29 protein-coding genes are annotated in these 15,224 nt (G+C 69.8%); 25 read left to right on the top strand and 4 right to left on the bottom strand.

Features of this window, described 5'->3' with window-relative positions; genetic code table 11:
- Positions 1-17 precede the first annotated feature (17 nt).
- The 25 genes from BN1555_RS34735 to BN1555_RS34855 all read left to right on the top strand — a co-directional run bounded on the left by BN1555_RS34735 (position 18) and on the right by BN1555_RS34855 (position 12,939).
- The gene (locus tag BN1555_RS34735) at positions 18-323 is read left to right on the top strand and encodes a hypothetical protein (RefSeq protein ID WP_093803940.1); all 306 of its coding nucleotides are present in this window, start codon (positions 18-20) and stop codon (positions 321-323) included.
- Complete coding sequence (locus BN1555_RS34740) at positions 320-1,114, top strand: hypothetical protein (RefSeq protein ID WP_176710333.1); 795 nt, start codon at positions 320-322, stop codon at positions 1,112-1,114. Before BN1555_RS34735 ends, BN1555_RS34740 begins: the two co-directional genes overlap by 4 nt.
- 103 nt (positions 1,115-1,217) lie before the next feature.
- Entirely contained in the window at positions 1,218-1,766 is a 549-nt protein-coding gene (locus BN1555_RS34745; RefSeq protein WP_093803941.1) for a hypothetical protein, read from the top strand.
- A complete protein-coding gene (locus BN1555_RS34750; RefSeq protein WP_093803942.1) occupies positions 1,759-2,103 on the top strand; it encodes a hypothetical protein in 345 nt (114 codons plus the stop codon). The genes BN1555_RS34745 and BN1555_RS34750 overlap by 8 nt, the downstream gene beginning before the upstream one ends.
- Positions 2,096-2,446, top strand: coding sequence for a hypothetical protein (locus BN1555_RS34755; RefSeq protein WP_093803943.1), 351 nt, complete (start codon positions 2,096-2,098; stop codon positions 2,444-2,446). The genes BN1555_RS34750 and BN1555_RS34755 overlap by 8 nt, the downstream gene beginning before the upstream one ends.
- Positions 2,439-3,278 (top strand): DUF5131 family protein, encoded by an 840-nt coding sequence (locus BN1555_RS34760; protein WP_093803944.1) that lies wholly within the window; start codon positions 2,439-2,441, stop codon positions 3,276-3,278. The genes BN1555_RS34755 and BN1555_RS34760 overlap by 8 nt, the downstream gene beginning before the upstream one ends.
- A gap of 109 nt (positions 3,279-3,387) precedes the next feature.
- Positions 3,388-3,609 carry a hypothetical protein gene (locus tag BN1555_RS34765; RefSeq protein WP_093803945.1) on the top strand — a complete coding sequence of 74 codons (222 nt, stop codon included), beginning with the start codon at positions 3,388-3,390 and terminating at the stop codon, positions 3,607-3,609.
- The gene (locus BN1555_RS34770) at positions 3,606-4,625 is read left to right on the top strand and encodes a DNA-methyltransferase (RefSeq protein WP_093803946.1); all 1,020 of its coding nucleotides are present in this window, start codon (positions 3,606-3,608) and stop codon (positions 4,623-4,625) included. The genes BN1555_RS34765 and BN1555_RS34770 overlap by 4 nt, the downstream gene beginning before the upstream one ends.
- Positions 4,622-5,137: a RusA family crossover junction endodeoxyribonuclease gene (locus BN1555_RS34775; protein ID WP_093803947.1), complete on the top strand. Its 516-nt coding sequence runs from the start codon at positions 4,622-4,624 to the stop codon at positions 5,135-5,137. The genes BN1555_RS34770 and BN1555_RS34775 overlap by 4 nt, the downstream gene beginning before the upstream one ends.
- Complete coding sequence (locus BN1555_RS41820) at positions 5,134-5,667, top strand: WhiB family transcriptional regulator (protein ID WP_093803948.1); 534 nt, start codon at positions 5,134-5,136, stop codon at positions 5,665-5,667. The genes BN1555_RS34775 and BN1555_RS41820 overlap by 4 nt, the downstream gene beginning before the upstream one ends.
- Positions 5,664-6,215 (top strand): hypothetical protein, encoded by a 552-nt coding sequence (locus tag BN1555_RS34785; protein ID WP_093803950.1) that lies wholly within the window; start codon positions 5,664-5,666, stop codon positions 6,213-6,215. Before BN1555_RS41820 ends, BN1555_RS34785 begins: the two co-directional genes overlap by 4 nt.
- A 60-nt stretch (positions 6,216-6,275) precedes the next feature.
- Positions 6,276-6,782, top strand: coding sequence for a single-stranded DNA-binding protein (locus BN1555_RS34790; protein ID WP_093803951.1), 507 nt, complete (start codon positions 6,276-6,278; stop codon positions 6,780-6,782).
- Positions 6,783-6,945: 163 nt separating this feature from the next.
- Positions 6,946-7,143 (top strand): hypothetical protein, encoded by a 198-nt coding sequence (locus BN1555_RS34795; protein WP_093803953.1) that lies wholly within the window; start codon positions 6,946-6,948, stop codon positions 7,141-7,143.
- A 46-nt stretch (positions 7,144-7,189) separates the two neighbouring features.
- Entirely contained in the window at positions 7,190-7,414 is a 225-nt protein-coding gene (locus BN1555_RS34800; protein WP_093803954.1) for a hypothetical protein, read from the top strand.
- Between the two features lie 145 nt (positions 7,415-7,559).
- A complete protein-coding gene (locus BN1555_RS39380) occupies positions 7,560-8,021 on the top strand; it encodes a hypothetical protein (protein ID WP_176710334.1) in 462 nt (153 codons plus the stop codon).
- Between the two features lie 91 nt (positions 8,022-8,112).
- A complete protein-coding gene (locus BN1555_RS34810) occupies positions 8,113-8,571 on the top strand; it encodes a hypothetical protein (RefSeq protein ID WP_093803955.1) in 459 nt (152 codons plus the stop codon).
- Positions 8,572-8,574: 3 nt separating this feature from the next.
- On the top strand, positions 8,575-8,961 hold the full coding sequence (locus BN1555_RS34815) for a hypothetical protein (RefSeq protein ID WP_093803956.1): 387 nt from the start codon (positions 8,575-8,577) through the stop codon (positions 8,959-8,961).
- The gene (locus tag BN1555_RS34820) at positions 8,958-9,470 is read left to right on the top strand and encodes a hypothetical protein (RefSeq protein WP_093803957.1); all 513 of its coding nucleotides are present in this window, start codon (positions 8,958-8,960) and stop codon (positions 9,468-9,470) included. The genes BN1555_RS34815 and BN1555_RS34820 overlap by 4 nt, the downstream gene beginning before the upstream one ends.
- Positions 9,467-9,868: a helix-turn-helix domain-containing protein gene (locus BN1555_RS34825; protein WP_093803958.1), complete on the top strand. Its 402-nt coding sequence runs from the start codon at positions 9,467-9,469 to the stop codon at positions 9,866-9,868. Before BN1555_RS34820 ends, BN1555_RS34825 begins: the two co-directional genes overlap by 4 nt.
- 113 nt (positions 9,869-9,981) lie before the next feature.
- Entirely contained in the window at positions 9,982-10,350 is a 369-nt protein-coding gene (locus BN1555_RS34830) for a hypothetical protein (protein ID WP_093803960.1), read from the top strand.
- Positions 10,347-10,709, top strand: coding sequence for a hypothetical protein (locus tag BN1555_RS34835; protein WP_093803961.1), 363 nt, complete (start codon positions 10,347-10,349; stop codon positions 10,707-10,709). The genes BN1555_RS34830 and BN1555_RS34835 overlap by 4 nt, the downstream gene beginning before the upstream one ends.
- Positions 10,710-10,722: 13 nt before the next feature.
- On the top strand, positions 10,723-11,277 hold the full coding sequence (locus BN1555_RS34840) for a hypothetical protein (protein ID WP_141662951.1): 555 nt from the start codon (positions 10,723-10,725) through the stop codon (positions 11,275-11,277).
- 34 nt (positions 11,278-11,311) lie between these two features.
- Complete coding sequence (locus tag BN1555_RS34845) at positions 11,312-11,896, top strand: hypothetical protein (protein ID WP_093803963.1); 585 nt, start codon at positions 11,312-11,314, stop codon at positions 11,894-11,896.
- Positions 11,893-12,525 carry an NERD domain-containing protein gene (locus tag BN1555_RS34850; RefSeq protein WP_093803965.1) on the top strand — a complete coding sequence of 211 codons (633 nt, stop codon included), beginning with the start codon at positions 11,893-11,895 and terminating at the stop codon, positions 12,523-12,525. Before BN1555_RS34845 ends, BN1555_RS34850 begins: the two co-directional genes overlap by 4 nt.
- Positions 12,526-12,654: 129 nt before the next feature.
- Positions 12,655-12,939: a hypothetical protein gene (locus BN1555_RS34855; RefSeq protein ID WP_141662952.1), complete on the top strand. Its 285-nt coding sequence runs from the start codon at positions 12,655-12,657 to the stop codon at positions 12,937-12,939.
- 209 nt (positions 12,940-13,148) lie between these two features.
- Here BN1555_RS34855 and BN1555_RS34860 read toward each other — a convergent pair whose 3' ends face one another.
- The 4 genes from BN1555_RS34860 to BN1555_RS34875 form a co-directional block, all read right to left on the bottom strand.
- A complete protein-coding gene (locus BN1555_RS34860) occupies positions 13,149-13,475 on the bottom strand; it encodes a ribonuclease E inhibitor RraB (protein ID WP_141662953.1) in 327 nt (108 codons plus the stop codon).
- 155 nt (positions 13,476-13,630) lie between these two features.
- Positions 13,631-14,008, bottom strand: coding sequence for a DUF7352 domain-containing protein (locus BN1555_RS34865; protein ID WP_093803971.1), 378 nt, complete (start codon positions 14,006-14,008; stop codon positions 13,631-13,633).
- Positions 14,008-14,583: a hypothetical protein gene (locus tag BN1555_RS34870; RefSeq protein ID WP_093803972.1), complete on the bottom strand. Its 576-nt coding sequence runs from the start codon at positions 14,581-14,583 to the stop codon at positions 14,008-14,010. Before BN1555_RS34870 ends, BN1555_RS34865 begins: the two co-directional genes overlap by 1 nt.
- Complete coding sequence (locus tag BN1555_RS34875; RefSeq protein WP_255306499.1) at positions 14,583-15,083, bottom strand: hypothetical protein; 501 nt, start codon at positions 15,081-15,083, stop codon at positions 14,583-14,585. Before BN1555_RS34875 ends, BN1555_RS34870 begins: the two co-directional genes overlap by 1 nt.
- Positions 15,084-15,224: the final 141 nt, after the last annotated feature.

Genomic DNA, 15,224 nt, shown 5'->3' on the forward strand with positions numbered 1-15,224 from the left:
CGAAAGGCCCCACCCCAATGACCACCATGACCCTCGCGCTCGGCCTCAACGGCGACCCGAACGATCAGGCCCGCGGCCGCGCCGACGCCTACGACGAGCACACGGCCGGCGCCGACCTCGAGACCCTCGAAACCCGCTACGAGTGGATGGCCGACCCCACCTCCGCGTACGCCGCCGACCAGCTCGTCAGCAGCGGCTACATCGACGGCTACCTCGCCTACATCCAGGACGTACGCGCCGGCCAGGTATACGCCACCCTGGTCGCCGCCCGCGACTACGCCGCCTGGGCCGCCCGCACCGACCGAAAGCCGGTCAGCCGATGACCACCCGCCACGTCGTCATGTGGTCCGGCGGCATTACCAGCTGGGCCACCGCCCGCCACGTCATTGAACGGCACGGGGCGGCCAGCACGACGCTCCTCTTCGCGGACACACTCGTCGAGGACGAGGACCTGTACGCCTTCAACGAGCAGGCCAGCAAGCAGCTCGGCGTACCGATCACTCGCGTCGCTGACGGCCGCGACCCGTGGCAGGTCTTCGAGGACAAGCGCTGGCTCGGCAATACCCGCATCGCCCAGTGCTCGATGGAGCTGAAGCTCAAGCCGTGCAAGGTGTGGCTCGCAGCCAGCCCGAACCACACGTTCGGCAACACGACGCTGTACGTCGGCATCGACTGGACTGAGACCGAGCGCATGCCCGCCATCGTCAAGGGCTGGGCGCCCTGGACCGTCGCCGCCCCGCTCACCGAGCCTCCGTACCGCGACAAGGCGCAGCTCCTCAACGAAGCCCGCGCGGCTGGCCTCATGCGGCCGAGGCTGTACCGGCTCGGCTTCGCTCACAACAACTGCGGCGGAGCCTGCGTCAAGGGCGGCGTCGCCCAGTGGGTGCGCGTCCTTGAGGTCTTCCCCGAACGGTACGCCAGAGCCGAAGCCGCCGAAGTGAAGATGCGCGCCCTGCTCGGCAAGGACGTCTCAATCCTCCGCGACCGAACCGGCGGAACCACCACGCCGCTCACGCTCACCGCACTCCGAGCCCGCATCGAGGAGCAGCCCGATCAGCTCGACCTGTTCGACGAAGGCGGCTGCGGCTGCTTCACCGAAGACGTCGCCGCATGACCTGGCCCGAAGGCATCGCCGCCGCCATGATCGCCCTCTCCCAGCACGGCTTAGCCCCCCGCAACACCCCCAGCCCGCACGACCAGCCGGACGGAGACCCGTCGTGAGCACCAGGACCCGCAAGCCCCGCACCGCCAAGAAAGCCACGCCGGCCCCCGCACCCGAGCGCCCGAACCTCACCCTCGTCGACCTCCGCCACCCCCTCCCCGTACGACGCCGCACCATCGGCCCCGCCTCCCCCCAGGTCCTCGCCGAAGCCCGCGCCGCCCGCGCCTCCGCCTGGTGCCGCCTCCCCATACCCGTCCTCGCCTGGCACGCCATACCCGGCACCGCCTACGCCCGCCTCCACGACGGAACCCTGATCGTCCACACCGGCGGCCACACCAACCAGTTCACCGCCTGGACCCCCTGCCGGCACGGCGCCCACCACGCACACCAGGTCGACAGCCACGGGGCCCTGAACGCCGCCCGGGGTGAAGCCGCCGCCTGCACCACGCCCCACGCGGAGACCGACGCCCACCAGGCCCTCACCACGGCCATCACGGCTGCCGAGCCCGAGCCCACGTCCAGGCCCCGCCTCACGGCCCAGCTCAAGACCGTCAAGAACGGCCGCTCCCTCGCCGACACCCCCAAGGAGCACCCCCATGGCTGACATCCCCAAGCCGACCGTCAAGGCCGTGGAGTACACCGTCAACTGCGTCCCCGACGACGGCATCGACGGCAACCTCTTCGAGATCCGCGTCCAGTACCGGGGCGCCGAGCGCTACGCGGTCACCCGGCACGGCCAGCAGTGCCTCGGCGCTGACGGAACCTGGGACCAGGGAGTCAAGGAGTACGACCGCGGCCTCGACTGGCTCAATGCCCACCGCTTCGACCTCGACACCGCCCTCGAGATGGCTAAGCAGGCAGCGCCGTTTGTCACCGTCAACGGCTTCACCGTCGCCGACGCCATCGCCATGCAGGAGAAGCGGGCTGAGCGCCATGGCTGACCACGACCACACGTACGTCGCCATGCTCGCCGCCGCCCTCGAAATGGCCACCGAATTCCGCATCCCCTGCCCCGGCCACCACTACGGCCACCTCGCCGACCTCCGCGTCACACGCCGCACCGACGGCCACGGCAACGGATGGGCCCTCCTCAACGACGACAACCACGCCTGGACCGGCACCCGCTGGCTCCCCCAGGGAGTCCTCGCCCCCTCCGACATCTACCGCTACGACCGGCAGACCGCCCTCGACGAAGCCCAACGCATTGCACCCCTCGTAACCGCCGCCTTCCAGATGCAGGTCCAGCGGATCCGCTCCGAGTACCAGGAGAAAACGAATGGCTGACAAGACCGGCATCGAGTGGACCGAGCAGACCTGGAATCCGACCACCGGCTGCGACCGCGTCAGCCCCGGGTGCGACAACTGCTACGCCCTCACCATGGCCAAGCGCCTCAAGGGCATGGGCTCCGCCAAGTACCAGACCGACGGCGACCCGCGCACCTCTGGTCCCGGCTTCGGTGTCGGCATGCACGAGGACACGCTCACCGACCCGCTGCGCTGGTCGAAGCCGCGGCGAGTGTTCGTGAACTCAATGAGCGATCTGTTCCACACCAAGGTGACGGACGACTTCATCGCCCGCGTGTTCGCTGTCATGGCGCTCACCCCGCAGCACACCTACCAGCTGCTCACGAAGCGGCACGGGCGGATGCGGTCCCTGCTGTCCAGTGCCTCGTTCCGGACCGCGTGCGAGAAGGCCGAAGCCCAGCTTGTGGGCGACCCGGCCACGCCTGGCCTGCCGCGGTACAAGCGGGAGCAGTACGCCACCCAATGGTGGAGCAACTTCGCCAAGCCGCTTCCCAACGTCTGGCTGGGTGTATCCGTCGAAGACCAAGGATGGGCAGACGTCCGCATCCCCGCGCTCGTAAAGACGCCCGCCGCCGTCCGGTTCCTGTCCTGCGAGCCCCTCACCGGCCCCGTCCAGCTCCACCGCGGACACGGCCACTGCCCCACCCACGACTTCTCCGGCGGGTTCTGCACCGGCTACTGCCCCGACATGGTCTTCCCGGACTGGGTCATCATCGGCGGCGAGTCCGGCCCCGGGGCCCGCGAGTTCAACCCCAAGTGGGCGGCCGACCTAATCGCCGACTCCCGCAACGCCGGAGCAGCCCCTTCGTGAAGCAGCTCGGCTCCGTCTGGGCCCGCGAGAACAGCGCCTCGGACGGGAAGGGCGGCAAGCCGGCCGACTGGCCCGAGGACCTCCGAGTCCGCGAATTTCCCAAGCCGCGGTGACCGAGTACGAGGTGTCCTGCCTCGGCAAGACCCGCTTCCCCAGCCGCCGCGCAGCCCGACGCCGCAGACGACAGATACGCGGAGAAGGCGGACCCAACTTCCGCACCTACCGCTGCCGGTACTGCCTCCGCGTCCACATGGGCCACCGAACCGGCGAAGCCACCTACGTACGGACCACACCCCACGGCGTCATCCCCATCCAGGAGCTCACCCAATGACCACCTACTACGAAGACGACCAGGTGACCCTGCTCCTCGGCGACGCCCTGGAGACCGTGCAGGCGCTGCCCGACCGCTCCGTCGACTGCATCGTCACCTCGCCCCCCTACTTTGGCCTCCGCGACTACGGCACCGCAGGGCAGTACGGGCTCGAGGCCACGCCCGCCCAGTACGTCGAGACGATGCGGCGACTCTTCGCAGAAGCCCGGCGTGTCTTGGCCGACGACGGCACCCTGTGGCTCAACCTCGGCGACTCTTACAGCTCCGGCCAGGGCGCCCTCAACACCGGCTTCAACGAGCGGTGGCACGGCGAAGGAAACGGCGGGCAGCGCAAGCAGGAGAAGGGCCGCCCATCACGCCGGCGAGACGGCGCCGAAGTGGCGGCCGCGCGCAGGACCGTCACAGGCCTGCCCCCCAAGAACCTCCTGATGATCCCGGAACGCACGGCCATGGCCCTCCAGGACGACGGGTGGATCCTCCGCAACAAGATCGTGTGGCACAAGACCAACGCCATGCCGTCCTCCGTACAAGACCGCCTCTCCAACAGGTACGAGCACCTCTTCCTCTTCGCGAAGTCCGAGCGCTACGCCTTCGACCTGGACCCCATCCGCGAACCCCACACCATGCGCCCCCAGCGCAGGCCTTCCGGACACAAGGCACGCCAGAAGCTCGGCGTCCTGCCCGCCCAGACCTACTCGACCTCACAGCGCGACGAGCCCGGAGTCGACGGCCACCCCCTCGGCAGAAACCCCGGCGACGTCTGGTCAATCCCCACCCGCCCCTACCCCCAGGCCCACTTCGCCGTCTTCCCCATCGACATCCCGCTCCGCTGCATCAAGGCCGGCTGCAAGCCCAACGGCACCGTCCTCGACCCCTTCAGCGGCTCAGGAACCACCGGCGCCGCAGCACGACAGCTCAACCGCAAGTACATCGGCATCGACCTCAACCCCACCTACCACGACCTCGCCAAGGAGCGCTTCGCCCAAGGCGTCCTGGACTTCGGAGGAGCCGCATGACCCTCACCCTCCCCGACCTCACCACCCCGTACGACTGGGAGCCCGCCCCCCGCATCCACGTCGTCGTCCACGGCATCGCAGGCCCCCAAGGCAGCAAGACCGCCGTCGGCTACGGACGAAGCCGCAAGACCGGCCGGACCATCCCCCTCATGCGCGAGTCCTCCGCCAAGGTCAAGCCCTGGCGAGACAAGGTCACCGACGCCATCAAGGCCGCCATCCTCCGCGGGGAAGCCCAGCCCATCGTCGGCCCCGTCTACGCCGAGATCACCTTCACCATGACCAAGCCCGTCCGCGCACCCAAACGCCGGCGCACCTACCCCGCCGTCACGCCCGACATCGACAAGCTCGAACGCTCCACCTACGACGCCATCACCAAAGCCCTCGCCTGGAAAGACGACGGCAGCGTCATCGAGAACCACAACCGCAAGGTCTACCCCGGCGAGCACCCCGACGCCCTTGCCGAGCCCGGAGCGATCATCCGCCTCTACGCCCTCAACGGAGCCCTCTCATGACCACAGCCCACGCCCCCGTGGAGACCGCGCGCAGCACCGCAACTGGCCGCGCCACAACAAAGGCCGCGCAGAGCACCCGTACGGCCCTTCCCGAGCCGGCCGTCAGCGGCTGGTGGAACCTGGCCGCGTGCCGGGAGGTGGACCCTGAGCTTTTCTTCCCGGCCAACTGCAACGACCTGGCCCGGAACGCGAAGAAGGTGTGCGGAGGCTGCCCCGTGCAGCTGGAGTGCTTGCAGTGGGCGTTGGATGCCCGGCAGGACTTCGGGGTGTGGGGCGGGCTGACGGAGCGGGAGCGGCGCCAGCTGCACCGCAGGAAGCCACGGATGTACAACACGTCGATCCTGTCGGCGGTGGATCACATCCTGGCTTACCGGCTGGATGAGTTCCGTGCGGCGCAGGCGCGGGGGCTGACTTCGGGGCAGATGGCGAGGGAGCTGGGAACGAATGTGCAGACGATCAGCAAGGTGGCGGCGGCGCTGAAGGGCGCGGAGGCCCTGGACGCGGCCGCGGAGGCGGTGGACTCGGCATGACGGCAATGAGCGCTGAGGAGCGCGGGGACCTGGCGCAGGCGCTGCTTCCGGAGGCCGCCGGCCTAGTGTGCGCGGTGCGGGAGGAGAGGCCGGAGCAAATCGCCGCACGTCTGCGGGGCCTGTCACGGTACGAGCTGGAGGCGCTGGCTGTAGTGCTGGCGGCGATCGTCGACCCGGACCGTGGGCTGAAGGAAGCTTTGTCGTGGGTCGACTTCGATGAGTACGGAGAGCCGACGAAGTACCGGCCGTCGACCCGTCGGACTGTACGTGAAGCCGCCCCGGATGTGGCGCCTCGAGGCCGCGGCGTTGACCGGGTTGCAGTGGAGCGGGCCCTGCGCGGCGGCCAGGTCAACCTCAATGCCGCCGAACGTTCCATGGCTGTGGACATCGGGCTCCGGCGCGGCATGAGCTACGACGACGTTGCCGCGGCGCTGCGCATGGACCGGGAGGCGGTCAAGCGGTCGTGGGAGCGGTCGAAGACCAGGGCGCGGAAGGAAGGGCGCTGGGTTCCTCCGATGCAGGTCGGCGAGATCAGCGGTGTGGCGTGACCGAGTACAGCCCCAGGCGCCGTGTGGTCCTGGGTCAACCGAGTTGAGGAGTGCAGCCTGATGGCTGGAGAGTGCGTGATCACAATCGTCGGGAACCTGGTGGACGACGTGGAGCTGCGATTCACCCCGGCCGGCGCCGCGGTCGCGAAGTTCCGGATCGCTTCGACGCCGCGGGTGTTCGACAAGCAGACGAACGAGTGGAAGGACGGCGAGGGCCTGTTCCTGTCGTGCTCGGTGTGGCGTCAGGCGGCTGAGAACGTCGCTGAGAGTCTCACTCGGGGCATGCGGGTCATTGTGCAGGGCCGGTTGAAGCAGAGGTCGTACGAGGACCGTGAGGGTGTGAAGCGCACGGTGTACGAGCTGGATGTGGAGGAGGTCGGCCCGTCGCTGAAGAGCGCGACGGCGAAGGTGACGAAGGCGTCGGGTGGTCAGGGGCGTGCGGGTGAGCAGGCGCGGCCAGCTCCTGGTGCCGGGGCGGGGGATCCGTGGGCGTCGGCTGCGCAGGGGGCTGCTCAGCAGGGGGCTGGCGGTTGGGGTGCTGGGCGGGAGGACGAGCCGCCTTTCTGATCATGGCGGTGTGGTGTGGGGCCCGGTCCTGGGTTGGGGCCGGGTCCTTTTGTGTGGAACCCCCCGTGCGTAAGTCATTGCGTACGTAGCGACTTACGGCTAGTCTGGTGGAGCCGACAACGACCCGCACACCGCGGGCCGGAGTACCCAAAAGGGGCCCACCATGCAGGAACTCCGCCTCATCGACCCGTATGGCTACACCGTCCCCGGCACCGTCCAGTCCAACGTCCCGGACGCCAACGCCGGCCAGGTCACCGACCGCCTCCTCCACGAAGTCGCCCCCGGGCACGCCGCCGCGTGGGACAGCGCCCAGCACCGCTTCGACGCCCGCGACTACACGGTCCAGCCCACCCGGGTCTGACCCCCTCAGCAGGCGCTCCCTTCACCACCCCTCAACGGAGGACACCATGCCGAACTACCACCCCACCGCCGGAGACCGCGTCCGTGTCACCCGCACCAGGCCCAACGGCTCCACCCACTTCATCAAGACCGGCACGATCCTCAGCACCGACCGGCCCGACATCTTCGGGTACCACTTCCAGGACGACACCGGGCCCCGCGTGCACATGGCAACCGGTGCGCAGCTGGCCCAGTCGATGCGCGGCTGGACTCAGGTGATCCGGCCCCTCTAGCGGCGCCGGGGGCGGCCTCGCCGCCCCCCTCATGACCGGTCTCCCCTCGCCCCCTTGCGGGGAGACCCTGCCGCCGTACGCCCCGGCATCCCCCACCGGGGCGTACGGCCCACCCCTCGCACTGCCACCGCGCGAAAGGCGCCCCATGGCCACGTCAGACCCCACGAAGCACCTGCTCGGCTACGGGCGGCAGGACCCGGCGACCGGCATGCTCCACGGCCACGTCCGCCACCCCGACGGCAACCCGCCCGTTCCTTACGGCTGCCGCTGGTGCGGCACCGCCCAGGGAGGTCACGGCCGCCGGTGGAAGCCCGGACAGGGGATGCACGCGTGGGAGCAGCCCACCCAGGCGCAGATCAAGGCCCGCATGCTCGCCCGCCGCAACGCCCGACTGACCGCCGAGCCGGCCAAGTACCACGCCACCACGAACTGGGCCGCAGACCTCACTGGAGAAGAGGGCATCCCGTACTGCGCGGACTGCAAGACGGACACGTGCTTCCGCTGGATGCGCATCCAGGCCCGCCTGGACCCCGAGGGTTGGGGCGTTCCCCGGCCCAGCGGCCGTACGCCTGGCGGCTGGGGCTGCGACGCCACCTCGCCCTGGTGACCACGTGCCTGCTGTGGCCGCTGGCCGCCCTCCACCTCACCCCCCGCGCCCTCACCCACTTGTACCGCGCCCTCACTCCGAAGAAGGCCCCATGAACCCGTACAGCCCTGCACAGGCCCGCGACGACGTCACCCTCCAATGGACCCGCCGCATGACGAACAAGGGGCGCATGCCCGCCCCGCTGGACTGGGACACCAGCACCGCAGCGGACGGCTCCCCGCTCGTGTCCGCTCGTATCGACAGCCCCTTCGCGAACAGCTCCCTGCTGATCTTCGTCCAGGTAGGGACGCTGGTCTTGGACGAGTCGGGGCCGTGTCAGCAGCCGCAGTTCGACTACAGCATCCCGGGCCGCACGGCGTGCCTGTGGCGTACGGGCGGGGTGTGGGTGGAGCTCTGGCACCCCGAGTCCGCCCTGGCCGTCCCCGCCCAGCCTGCCGCCCCTGCGCTGGCCTCCGTGCGGAAGCCCCGCCTGCCGCGGTTCAGCCCGTCCGCACGACTCCCGCTTCGCCGCAAGCAGCGCGCCGCTGCCCGCACCACCAAGGAGAACTGACCTATGAGCGACACCGCCCTCGAGCCCGGCCCGTTCAACCTGTCCGCCGGCCCCGGCCACCAGCCCTACACCGTCGAAGCCATCCAGCCCCAGCCCGGCCTGTATGTGTACCGCTACCCCGAGGACATCCCCGACCAGGACCCCCTGTACCGGTGGCGCCTCGGCCACCACTCCGGGTTCTCCATCGCCAAGTTCGAGTACCCCGGTGACGCCCAGGACGCCGCTTGGTACCTGCGGGACGTGGCGGACTGGACGGCGGAGGCAGATGCCTTGAGGGCCCAGGAAGGGCTCGGCGACAAGATCCGCGACCTGATCTACGACACCCCTGGCGTGTTCATGAGCCGCCCCGACACCGCCAAGCAGACCACCCCGAAGCGGAGTGACCGATGAGCGCCCACAAACCCGGTACGCGCATCGCCGCCGTACGTAATGCCGACGACACCACCGTGTACTTGTACGGGCGTGGCGTGTACGCCGGCGACTTCCCCCGCCCCGGATCCGGGAACTGGCCGGAGAGCACCCGCCAGATGGCCCGCAACGTCATCGAGGGCGAGGACGACAACGTCGATGAGCTGCGGGCCGCTGACGATGCCTGGATGGTGCGGAAGCTGGCCGAGACAGTCGAGGCGGGCAAGCGGACTCAGGAGGAAGCCGACCGTGAGCTCGCTGAGTACCGGCGTATCCGTCTTGAGCGTGAGGCCCGCCGTGCGGCCATGTCCGTGGAGGACCAGGTCGTCGAGCTGCTCACGAACATGGACCTGAACCCGCGCCTGGACCTGGACGGTGGGGGCACGGTGTGGGGCTGCGAGTGCTGGTGGATGCCGGAGGAGGAGTTCGACAAGTTCCTCGGCGGCCGCACGGTCGTGGAGGTTCCCGAGCCGAAGCGGGATGGGTCATGACCGCCCTCGCCCGCGCGTTGGTGGGCCCGTCGCCTTCGGGTGGCGGGCCCGTCCCGTCCCTGACCGACCGCGAACTTGAGCTGCTCCAGCGCGTTGCTGATGGGACGACCTACGTGCAGCTCGCGGAGGAGTGGGTGCTGGCCGAGGTGTCAGTGCGTTCCATCGGGGCGCGGGTGCTGCGGAAGCTGGGCGCGGCCACGATCGCCCATGCCGTGTATCTGGCCTGCCAGGCCGATCTGCTGGATGGCCGGCCGCGCCGTCATGGGGACCATGCGGGTTTCCGTGCGCATGAGCGCCGCGGTGAGGACCCGTGGCTGTGCCCGCCGTGCGCTCAGGGGGAGCGGGCGTACCGGGCTGCGCGGAAGGCCCCGGCACGGCAGCTTTCTGACGCTGCGTAGCTGTCGTAGCGCCGTATCGGCCCGTTGGTGATCTCTGGGCGCGGGGTGGAGACCCCTACCCGCCAGTACCGCGCCCGTTTCAGTAACCCACCGTCACACCCCTGGAGTTCGTCATGCGTTACCGCCCCTTCGTTGTGTTCTCCCTCCTCGCCGCCCTCCTCGGGGCTGGCTTCGCCCTGGTGTGGATAGCCGCCACCGGCGAGTACCGGCCCCCGATCTGGGTCACCTGCCTGGCCGCCATCGGGACCGGGTGGGTCGCCGACGTCCTCGAGCAGGCCCTCGCCCGTCGGCACACCCGCAAGGCCCGCGCCCACGTGGAGGGCCCCAAGCCCACGAACCCTGACGGCACCCCGTACGGCTACCACCAGATCAGGGCCTTCGGTTGGGAGCACTGCGACGGCTGCCACAAATGGGGCCAGACCTGGACCCCTGAGAACCCGCACGAGTGCCGACAGACCTACACGAAAGGACCGGTCGCATGAACGACTGGTACACCGCAGGCTGTGCCCGAGCCTGCACCATCAACCACACCCGCAAGCCCGGCGAGTGCTTCTACGCCCGCACCACCGACCCCGAGCCCTGCCTCACCGTCCTGCGCACAGAGAGCGCGTCAGACGGGGGGATGTCGATCGTCGGCGTCACGTACACGCTGACCGAGCTGGCCACCCTGCTGGAGGTCGCGATGCGGGAGGTGGGCCTCACGCTCAGCCCGACGTCGCTGGCCGCGCTCAAGGCCGGGAACCGGATGGACCTGCCCGGCGCCGAGTACCAGGCCCTCGCGCTGACTGCCGCACGGTCCCTGATCAAGCCCGACAACCCCACCGGAGGCCCCAATGCCTGACCAGCCCGCAACCGTGAAGCCCACGCCCCTCTGGGAGCGCCTCACCGAACTGTCCAAGCTGGAGCCCGGTTGGCTGGATGGCCACGGGGCGGCGCCCTCCACTGAGGTCCTGGAACTCACCAGCCGGCTCGTCTCTGCTCTGCCCCAGGATCTTGCGCCGATCCTGGTGTGCCCCACGGAGGCAGGCGGCGTGCAGCTGGAGTGGAAGGACCAGCATGGTGGGCACGAGATCGAGATCCTGCCCGACCTGCATCTCTTCCTCCTTACGGTGGAACCTGGCGGGCAGGAGCACGTCTGCAAGCCCGGCGCCAGCCTCTACTACTGCCCCACCGTGGGTGAGGTCGAGTCCGACTGCCACGGCGGGTTCGACGTCTGCTGCGGCAAGCCCGAGCTGCACGTCCCCATCGACCGCACGGCGCACGAACTGGCCCAGCTACGCGCCGAGGTTGCGGCCGCCCGCCAGTACGCGGCTGAGATGCGGGACTTCGCCTCCCCACACGGTGTGTCCGTGCACTACGCGGACGCCCTCCTCGAGGCCATGGACCACGCGAAGGAGCAGAGCCGATGAACGAGAAGCCCGACCAGGAAGTACGGGAGCGCGGATGAGCGTCTACGGCAGCATCCCCGGCGTCGACGCGGAAGAGGAGTGTGGGCCCCCGTGGGTGTACCTCGGGTCGCACATCCTGCCCGCCGACGAAGACCCCCGCGGCGGGCAGATCACGCTGGCGGAGATTCCTTCGCACATCACCCGGGACGGGCGTGACGACCAGCCGGAGGACGGGGTGCCGTGGCCGTGGCTCCGAGTGTCCGTTGATCCTGACGACCGCACGTGCGAGCCGACCATCCTTCTTAATCCGAAACAAGCCCGACACCTCGCCGACCAACTCACCGCATGGGCCGACAGCACTGAATGCGCGGGAGCAGCCGTGACCTGGACCCCGCCTCCGCCTGGCAGTACCGCCGAGCAGCTCCCCGACGATGTCCTCGCTCTCCTGCTGCCGGGCCGGTACTACCTGTCGACGGCGTGCCAGACGTCCCAGTACATCGACGGGGCGGTCATCCGGAACCCGGAGCGGGAGGATTTGCCGGGGTGGTCGGAGCGCATGCATGCCCGGTGCCGGCTGAATCACAAGTTCACCGGCACGTTGTGCGCCTGCCACTGCCACCGGCCTGAGGGGGAGCAGTGAGCGCCGCGGGAAGGTCGGCGGACGCGTGGGCTAAGTCGTTGCGCGCGGGGGCCAGGCGGGGCCTGTGGCGGCGCCTCCTGGCCTGGCTGGGGGTGGGCTCGTACGTGCGGCGCGCGGAGGCTCAGGCGGCCCAGGCGGAGGCTGGGGCGGAGGGAGAGCGGCGTACCGCAGCACTGCTGGCCCCGTTGGCTGAGGAGGGCTGGTACGGGCTGTACGACCGGGCGCTGCCCCGCGGTGGGAAAGCGAACGCGGACTTCGTGCTTGTGCCGCCGTGTGGCCGGCTGGTGGTGAACGTGGACGCGAAGCTGTGGTCGGGGCGGTGGGAGGTCCACTGCGAGGGCGGCCCGCTGTTCCACGGAACCCATGACCGGTCCCGGTCCGTGAGCTCGCTGCTGTACGAGACGCGGGAGATCGTGGCTGCCCTGGGTGTTCCGGTGGTGCCGGTGATGGCGGTGCATAACGCGCCGGTGGCCGACGGCCGGTTCGTCACGGCGGGGATCACGGTGCTGCCCGCGGATCAGCTGGTGGTCTTCCTGCGGTCTCTGGTGGGCCGGCCGGATCCGGGGCGGGCGGCTTCTTTGGCTGGTGCGGCGGGGCGGGTGCTGCTCCCTTACGTGGAGCGTGGGTAGGGCGTACGGTGGCGGTCACCGCGAGGGGGCTACCCGCTGGCGGGAGCGGTCCGGCATTCCTGGGGGATTGCCGGGCCGCTTTCGTGTGCCTGGGGGTGTTGTCAGACCCGGCGCTTAGCATCCTGACCTGTGGCGAAGAAGAAAGAACTGGGCGATGAAGAGCGTGCCGAGCTTGAGGCGCGTGAGCCGCTGGTGGAGTTGAAGCGGTCCGTGGAGGCGGCTCGGGCGGAGGCGGTGTCGCAGCCGTACACGAAGGCGGGGTGGGCGCCGTGGTTGGCGGCGGCTGAGGAGCTGGAGGTCGCGGTGACGGAGCACGCGGACCGGTATGGGGTGAGCCGGCTGGTGGTGCACGAGTACGTCTCCTCGCGGGTGCTGCACCCGGAGCTGCATGCCGGGTCGGAGGCTGCGGAGTAGCGAGCGAGGGGGCAGCTGCCCGGCGCGGGCGGAACGTTTCGGCGCCCGCTCCCTGAGGTCAGTAGGGGGCGGGCGCCGACGTGCGCCACCGTGGTGGCGAGGCCGGACGGGCTGGGGATCCGTCCGATGGGGTACCTGGCACGATTGTGACACCAGTGGCCGAAAATGCACCCTGTTACGCGGGAATCAAGCACGCTTCATCCCGTCCGTCACCGCGCCCCTCTCTGGTCATCACCGTCGAGCTTTACGATCATCGGGTCGACCACGGCCTGGCCCGACTGGAGGTCGTAGATCGCCTCACCCCCGTCGTAGTCGCCTCCGTGGCGGATGACGATCTCCTCAACCTCTAGGTGCCGCTCCACCAGGCCACTGATCTCAACGTCACGCGCGGCCAGGAGCAGCCACCGCGGGACGCCCCCAATCGGCTCACGGACGCGTGTCACGTAGTCCGCCAGGCCCTGCGCGCACTGCTCGGCGCTGGACCGGTCTGGGAAGTACGCCCAGTGCGTGTAGGGGATCTTCAGAGCTCTCTCCACGTCGGGAAGGGGGCAGGGCCAGTCTGCCCACACAGGCAGCGGCGAGCGTTCGCGCGCCGCAGGTCATTCCACCGCTGCGTCGCCATACGGGCCGCCGTTGTTCTTGGCCAGCACGACCGGCATGACCTGCTCGCACTCGGCCCCCTCCTGGCCACTCATACGGGAATCCACCGGCCGCTGCTACTCATGGTCATACGCGCGCCGCACAGCGGGCAGGTTTCCGGCCGCTCCTCCGGGTCGTCGAAGACCAGCATGCTGTGTGGGCAGTGGCTCTCGAGGATGTGCCAGACGAGGGTGCCGTACGGGGTGATGGCCGTCGCAACGTGCGAGGCGCCGGCAGGGATGGACTGCCCGGTGCCGACGACCTGGAACGTGCGGTGCATCGGCTCCATCCTCTCGGGCCGCGCGTACGCCCACACGTCGACCACGCCGTGGCGCCGGCACGCGGCGTGCAGAATGCTGCCGATCAGGTCGATGAGGTGCGGCCGGTCGTCGATGGGGATCTCGAAGCGGTCAATGACCCGGGTGTCCATCAGCCGGTTCCCTTGACTCTGAGCTCGGCCAGCTTGGCGTGGCCCTTGTCGGTGAGCCAGCTGGTGCGGAGGCTGACGCCGCACTCAAGGTGGCCGCGGTCGTCTTCGCGGATGTATGCGGCGGTGACGACCTTCTCGGGGTAGGCGGTGCCCAGGATCCACCAGGCGCCGGGAAGTTCCCACCTGTACTTGCCCAGCGGCACCTCACGGGTCGCGTGGTCGTCGATGGCCGTGAGGAGCGCGAGGGTGGTGATGTCGCTGCGCTTGGGCTGGGGCGGCCGGGTCTTCAGCGGGGTGCTGCGCGCTTCTGAAGCGGGCTGGTTCGGGCTCTCCGGGGTGACGTACCTGTGCCCGGTGGCGTTGCGGAGGTGCACGGTGTGGTGAATGGCCTGGGTGCCGTCAGGCGTGGTGATGATGCTGAGCGGTTCGTCCACGGACACGTCGGCCGGGTCGATGCCGTTGTCGGCCAGCCAGGCGTTGAGCGCCTTGTGCCGGGGTGTGCCGGCGATGTACGGCCACGTCTCGGGGGTGACCAGCAGCTCTGTGGTGGGCTCTTGGGCGTCCGCCTTGGCCATCAGCTGCTCGCCTCCGCCTCAGCGGCCCGCGGGACCGACTTGGACCGGTGGAGGGGCGTGGTCAGCAGGTCACCTGCGGCTTCCTGCTCGGACAGCAGGTAGTACGTCTTGCCGCCGTCCTGGCTGAAGGCTTCCGAGTTGCGTACGGACTGCCAGAGCGGGGAGGGAGCCATCCCCTCGGCGTGCCGGTCGATCCACTCGGCCGGGTCGTCGGTGAGCTCGGACAGCGGCTGGTACCGGAGGAGCTTGTCCAGGTACTGGGCGGCGAAGTGGGCGCTGCTTCCGCTGTGTCCCATGTTGGCGAACGCCTGGACGACTTTGCAGAGGCCGCGGATGGTGTCTCGGTCCTCGCCGATGATGCGGAGTTCGCGTCGGGCGTGGGCGACGAGGTTCGATTCGTGAGTGCGGGCGGCGGCGCGGCTGCGGCGTCCTGCCGGGGCCGACTCGAGTGCACCGGGAACGGCGGGGGCGTCAGGGCTGCTCTTCGGGGAGGGGGCCATGTCCCCATGCTGGCGCTGATTCGGGGTTTCGTTCCCCCCGCCCAGTCTCGGTGCCCGGCGGCGGCATCGGCTTCGAGGTGACGGGCGCCGCCGGGCAACTGGTCCAGGGTGACACGGGGCACTGACAACGGGCCGGCCGCG

Origin of the sequence: Streptomyces sp. Wb2n-11 (genome assembly GCF_001049855.1) — a bacterium.
GTDB lineage: Bacteria > Actinomycetota > Actinomycetes > Streptomycetales > Streptomycetaceae > Streptomyces > Streptomyces altiplanensis.

What these genes read in the sequence shown, in the direction of transcription:
- BN1555_RS34735 (WP_093803940.1), top strand. Translation starts at nt 18, where the DNA reads ATGACCACCATGACCCTCGCGCTCGGCCTCAACGGCGACCCGAACGAT.
- BN1555_RS34740 (WP_176710333.1), top strand. Translation starts at nt 320, where the DNA reads ATGACCACCCGCCACGTCGTCATGTGGTCCGGCGGCATTACCAGCTGG.
- BN1555_RS34750 (WP_093803942.1), top strand. Translation starts at nt 1,759, where the DNA reads ATGGCTGACATCCCCAAGCCGACCGTCAAGGCCGTGGAGTACACCGTC.
- BN1555_RS34755 (WP_093803943.1), top strand. Translation starts at nt 2,096, where the DNA reads ATGGCTGACCACGACCACACGTACGTCGCCATGCTCGCCGCCGCCCTC.
- BN1555_RS34760 (WP_093803944.1), top strand. Translation starts at nt 2,439, where the DNA reads ATGGCTGACAAGACCGGCATCGAGTGGACCGAGCAGACCTGGAATCCG.
- BN1555_RS34770 (WP_093803946.1), top strand. Translation starts at nt 3,606, where the DNA reads ATGACCACCTACTACGAAGACGACCAGGTGACCCTGCTCCTCGGCGAC.
- BN1555_RS34775 (WP_093803947.1), top strand. Translation starts at nt 4,622, where the DNA reads ATGACCCTCACCCTCCCCGACCTCACCACCCCGTACGACTGGGAGCCC.
- BN1555_RS41820 (WP_093803948.1), top strand. Translation starts at nt 5,134, where the DNA reads ATGACCACAGCCCACGCCCCCGTGGAGACCGCGCGCAGCACCGCAACT.
- BN1555_RS34785 (WP_093803950.1), top strand. Translation starts at nt 5,664, where the DNA reads ATGACGGCAATGAGCGCTGAGGAGCGCGGGGACCTGGCGCAGGCGCTG.
- BN1555_RS34790 (WP_093803951.1), top strand. Translation starts at nt 6,276, where the DNA reads ATGGCTGGAGAGTGCGTGATCACAATCGTCGGGAACCTGGTGGACGAC.
- BN1555_RS34795 (WP_093803953.1), top strand. Translation starts at nt 6,946, where the DNA reads ATGCAGGAACTCCGCCTCATCGACCCGTATGGCTACACCGTCCCCGGC.
- BN1555_RS34800 (WP_093803954.1), top strand. Translation starts at nt 7,190, where the DNA reads ATGCCGAACTACCACCCCACCGCCGGAGACCGCGTCCGTGTCACCCGC.
- BN1555_RS39380 (WP_176710334.1), top strand. Translation starts at nt 7,560, where the DNA reads ATGGCCACGTCAGACCCCACGAAGCACCTGCTCGGCTACGGGCGGCAG.
- BN1555_RS34810 (WP_093803955.1), top strand. Translation starts at nt 8,113, where the DNA reads ATGAACCCGTACAGCCCTGCACAGGCCCGCGACGACGTCACCCTCCAA.
- BN1555_RS34815 (WP_093803956.1), top strand. Translation starts at nt 8,575, where the DNA reads ATGAGCGACACCGCCCTCGAGCCCGGCCCGTTCAACCTGTCCGCCGGC.
- BN1555_RS34820 (WP_093803957.1), top strand. Translation starts at nt 8,958, where the DNA reads ATGAGCGCCCACAAACCCGGTACGCGCATCGCCGCCGTACGTAATGCC.
- BN1555_RS34825 (WP_093803958.1), top strand. Translation starts at nt 9,467, where the DNA reads ATGACCGCCCTCGCCCGCGCGTTGGTGGGCCCGTCGCCTTCGGGTGGC.
- BN1555_RS34830 (WP_093803960.1), top strand. Translation starts at nt 9,982, where the DNA reads ATGCGTTACCGCCCCTTCGTTGTGTTCTCCCTCCTCGCCGCCCTCCTC.
- BN1555_RS34835 (WP_093803961.1), top strand. Translation starts at nt 10,347, where the DNA reads ATGAACGACTGGTACACCGCAGGCTGTGCCCGAGCCTGCACCATCAAC.
- BN1555_RS34845 (WP_093803963.1), top strand. Translation starts at nt 11,312, where the DNA reads ATGAGCGTCTACGGCAGCATCCCCGGCGTCGACGCGGAAGAGGAGTGT.
- BN1555_RS34865 (WP_093803971.1), bottom strand. Translation starts at nt 14,008, where the DNA reads ATGGACACCCGGGTCATTGACCGCTTCGAGATCCCCATCGACGACCGG.
- BN1555_RS34870 (WP_093803972.1), bottom strand. Translation starts at nt 14,583, where the DNA reads ATGGCCAAGGCGGACGCCCAAGAGCCCACCACAGAGCTGCTGGTCACC.
- BN1555_RS34875 (WP_255306499.1), bottom strand. Translation starts at nt 15,083, where the DNA reads ATGGCCCCCTCCCCGAAGAGCAGCCCTGACGCCCCCGCCGTTCCCGGT.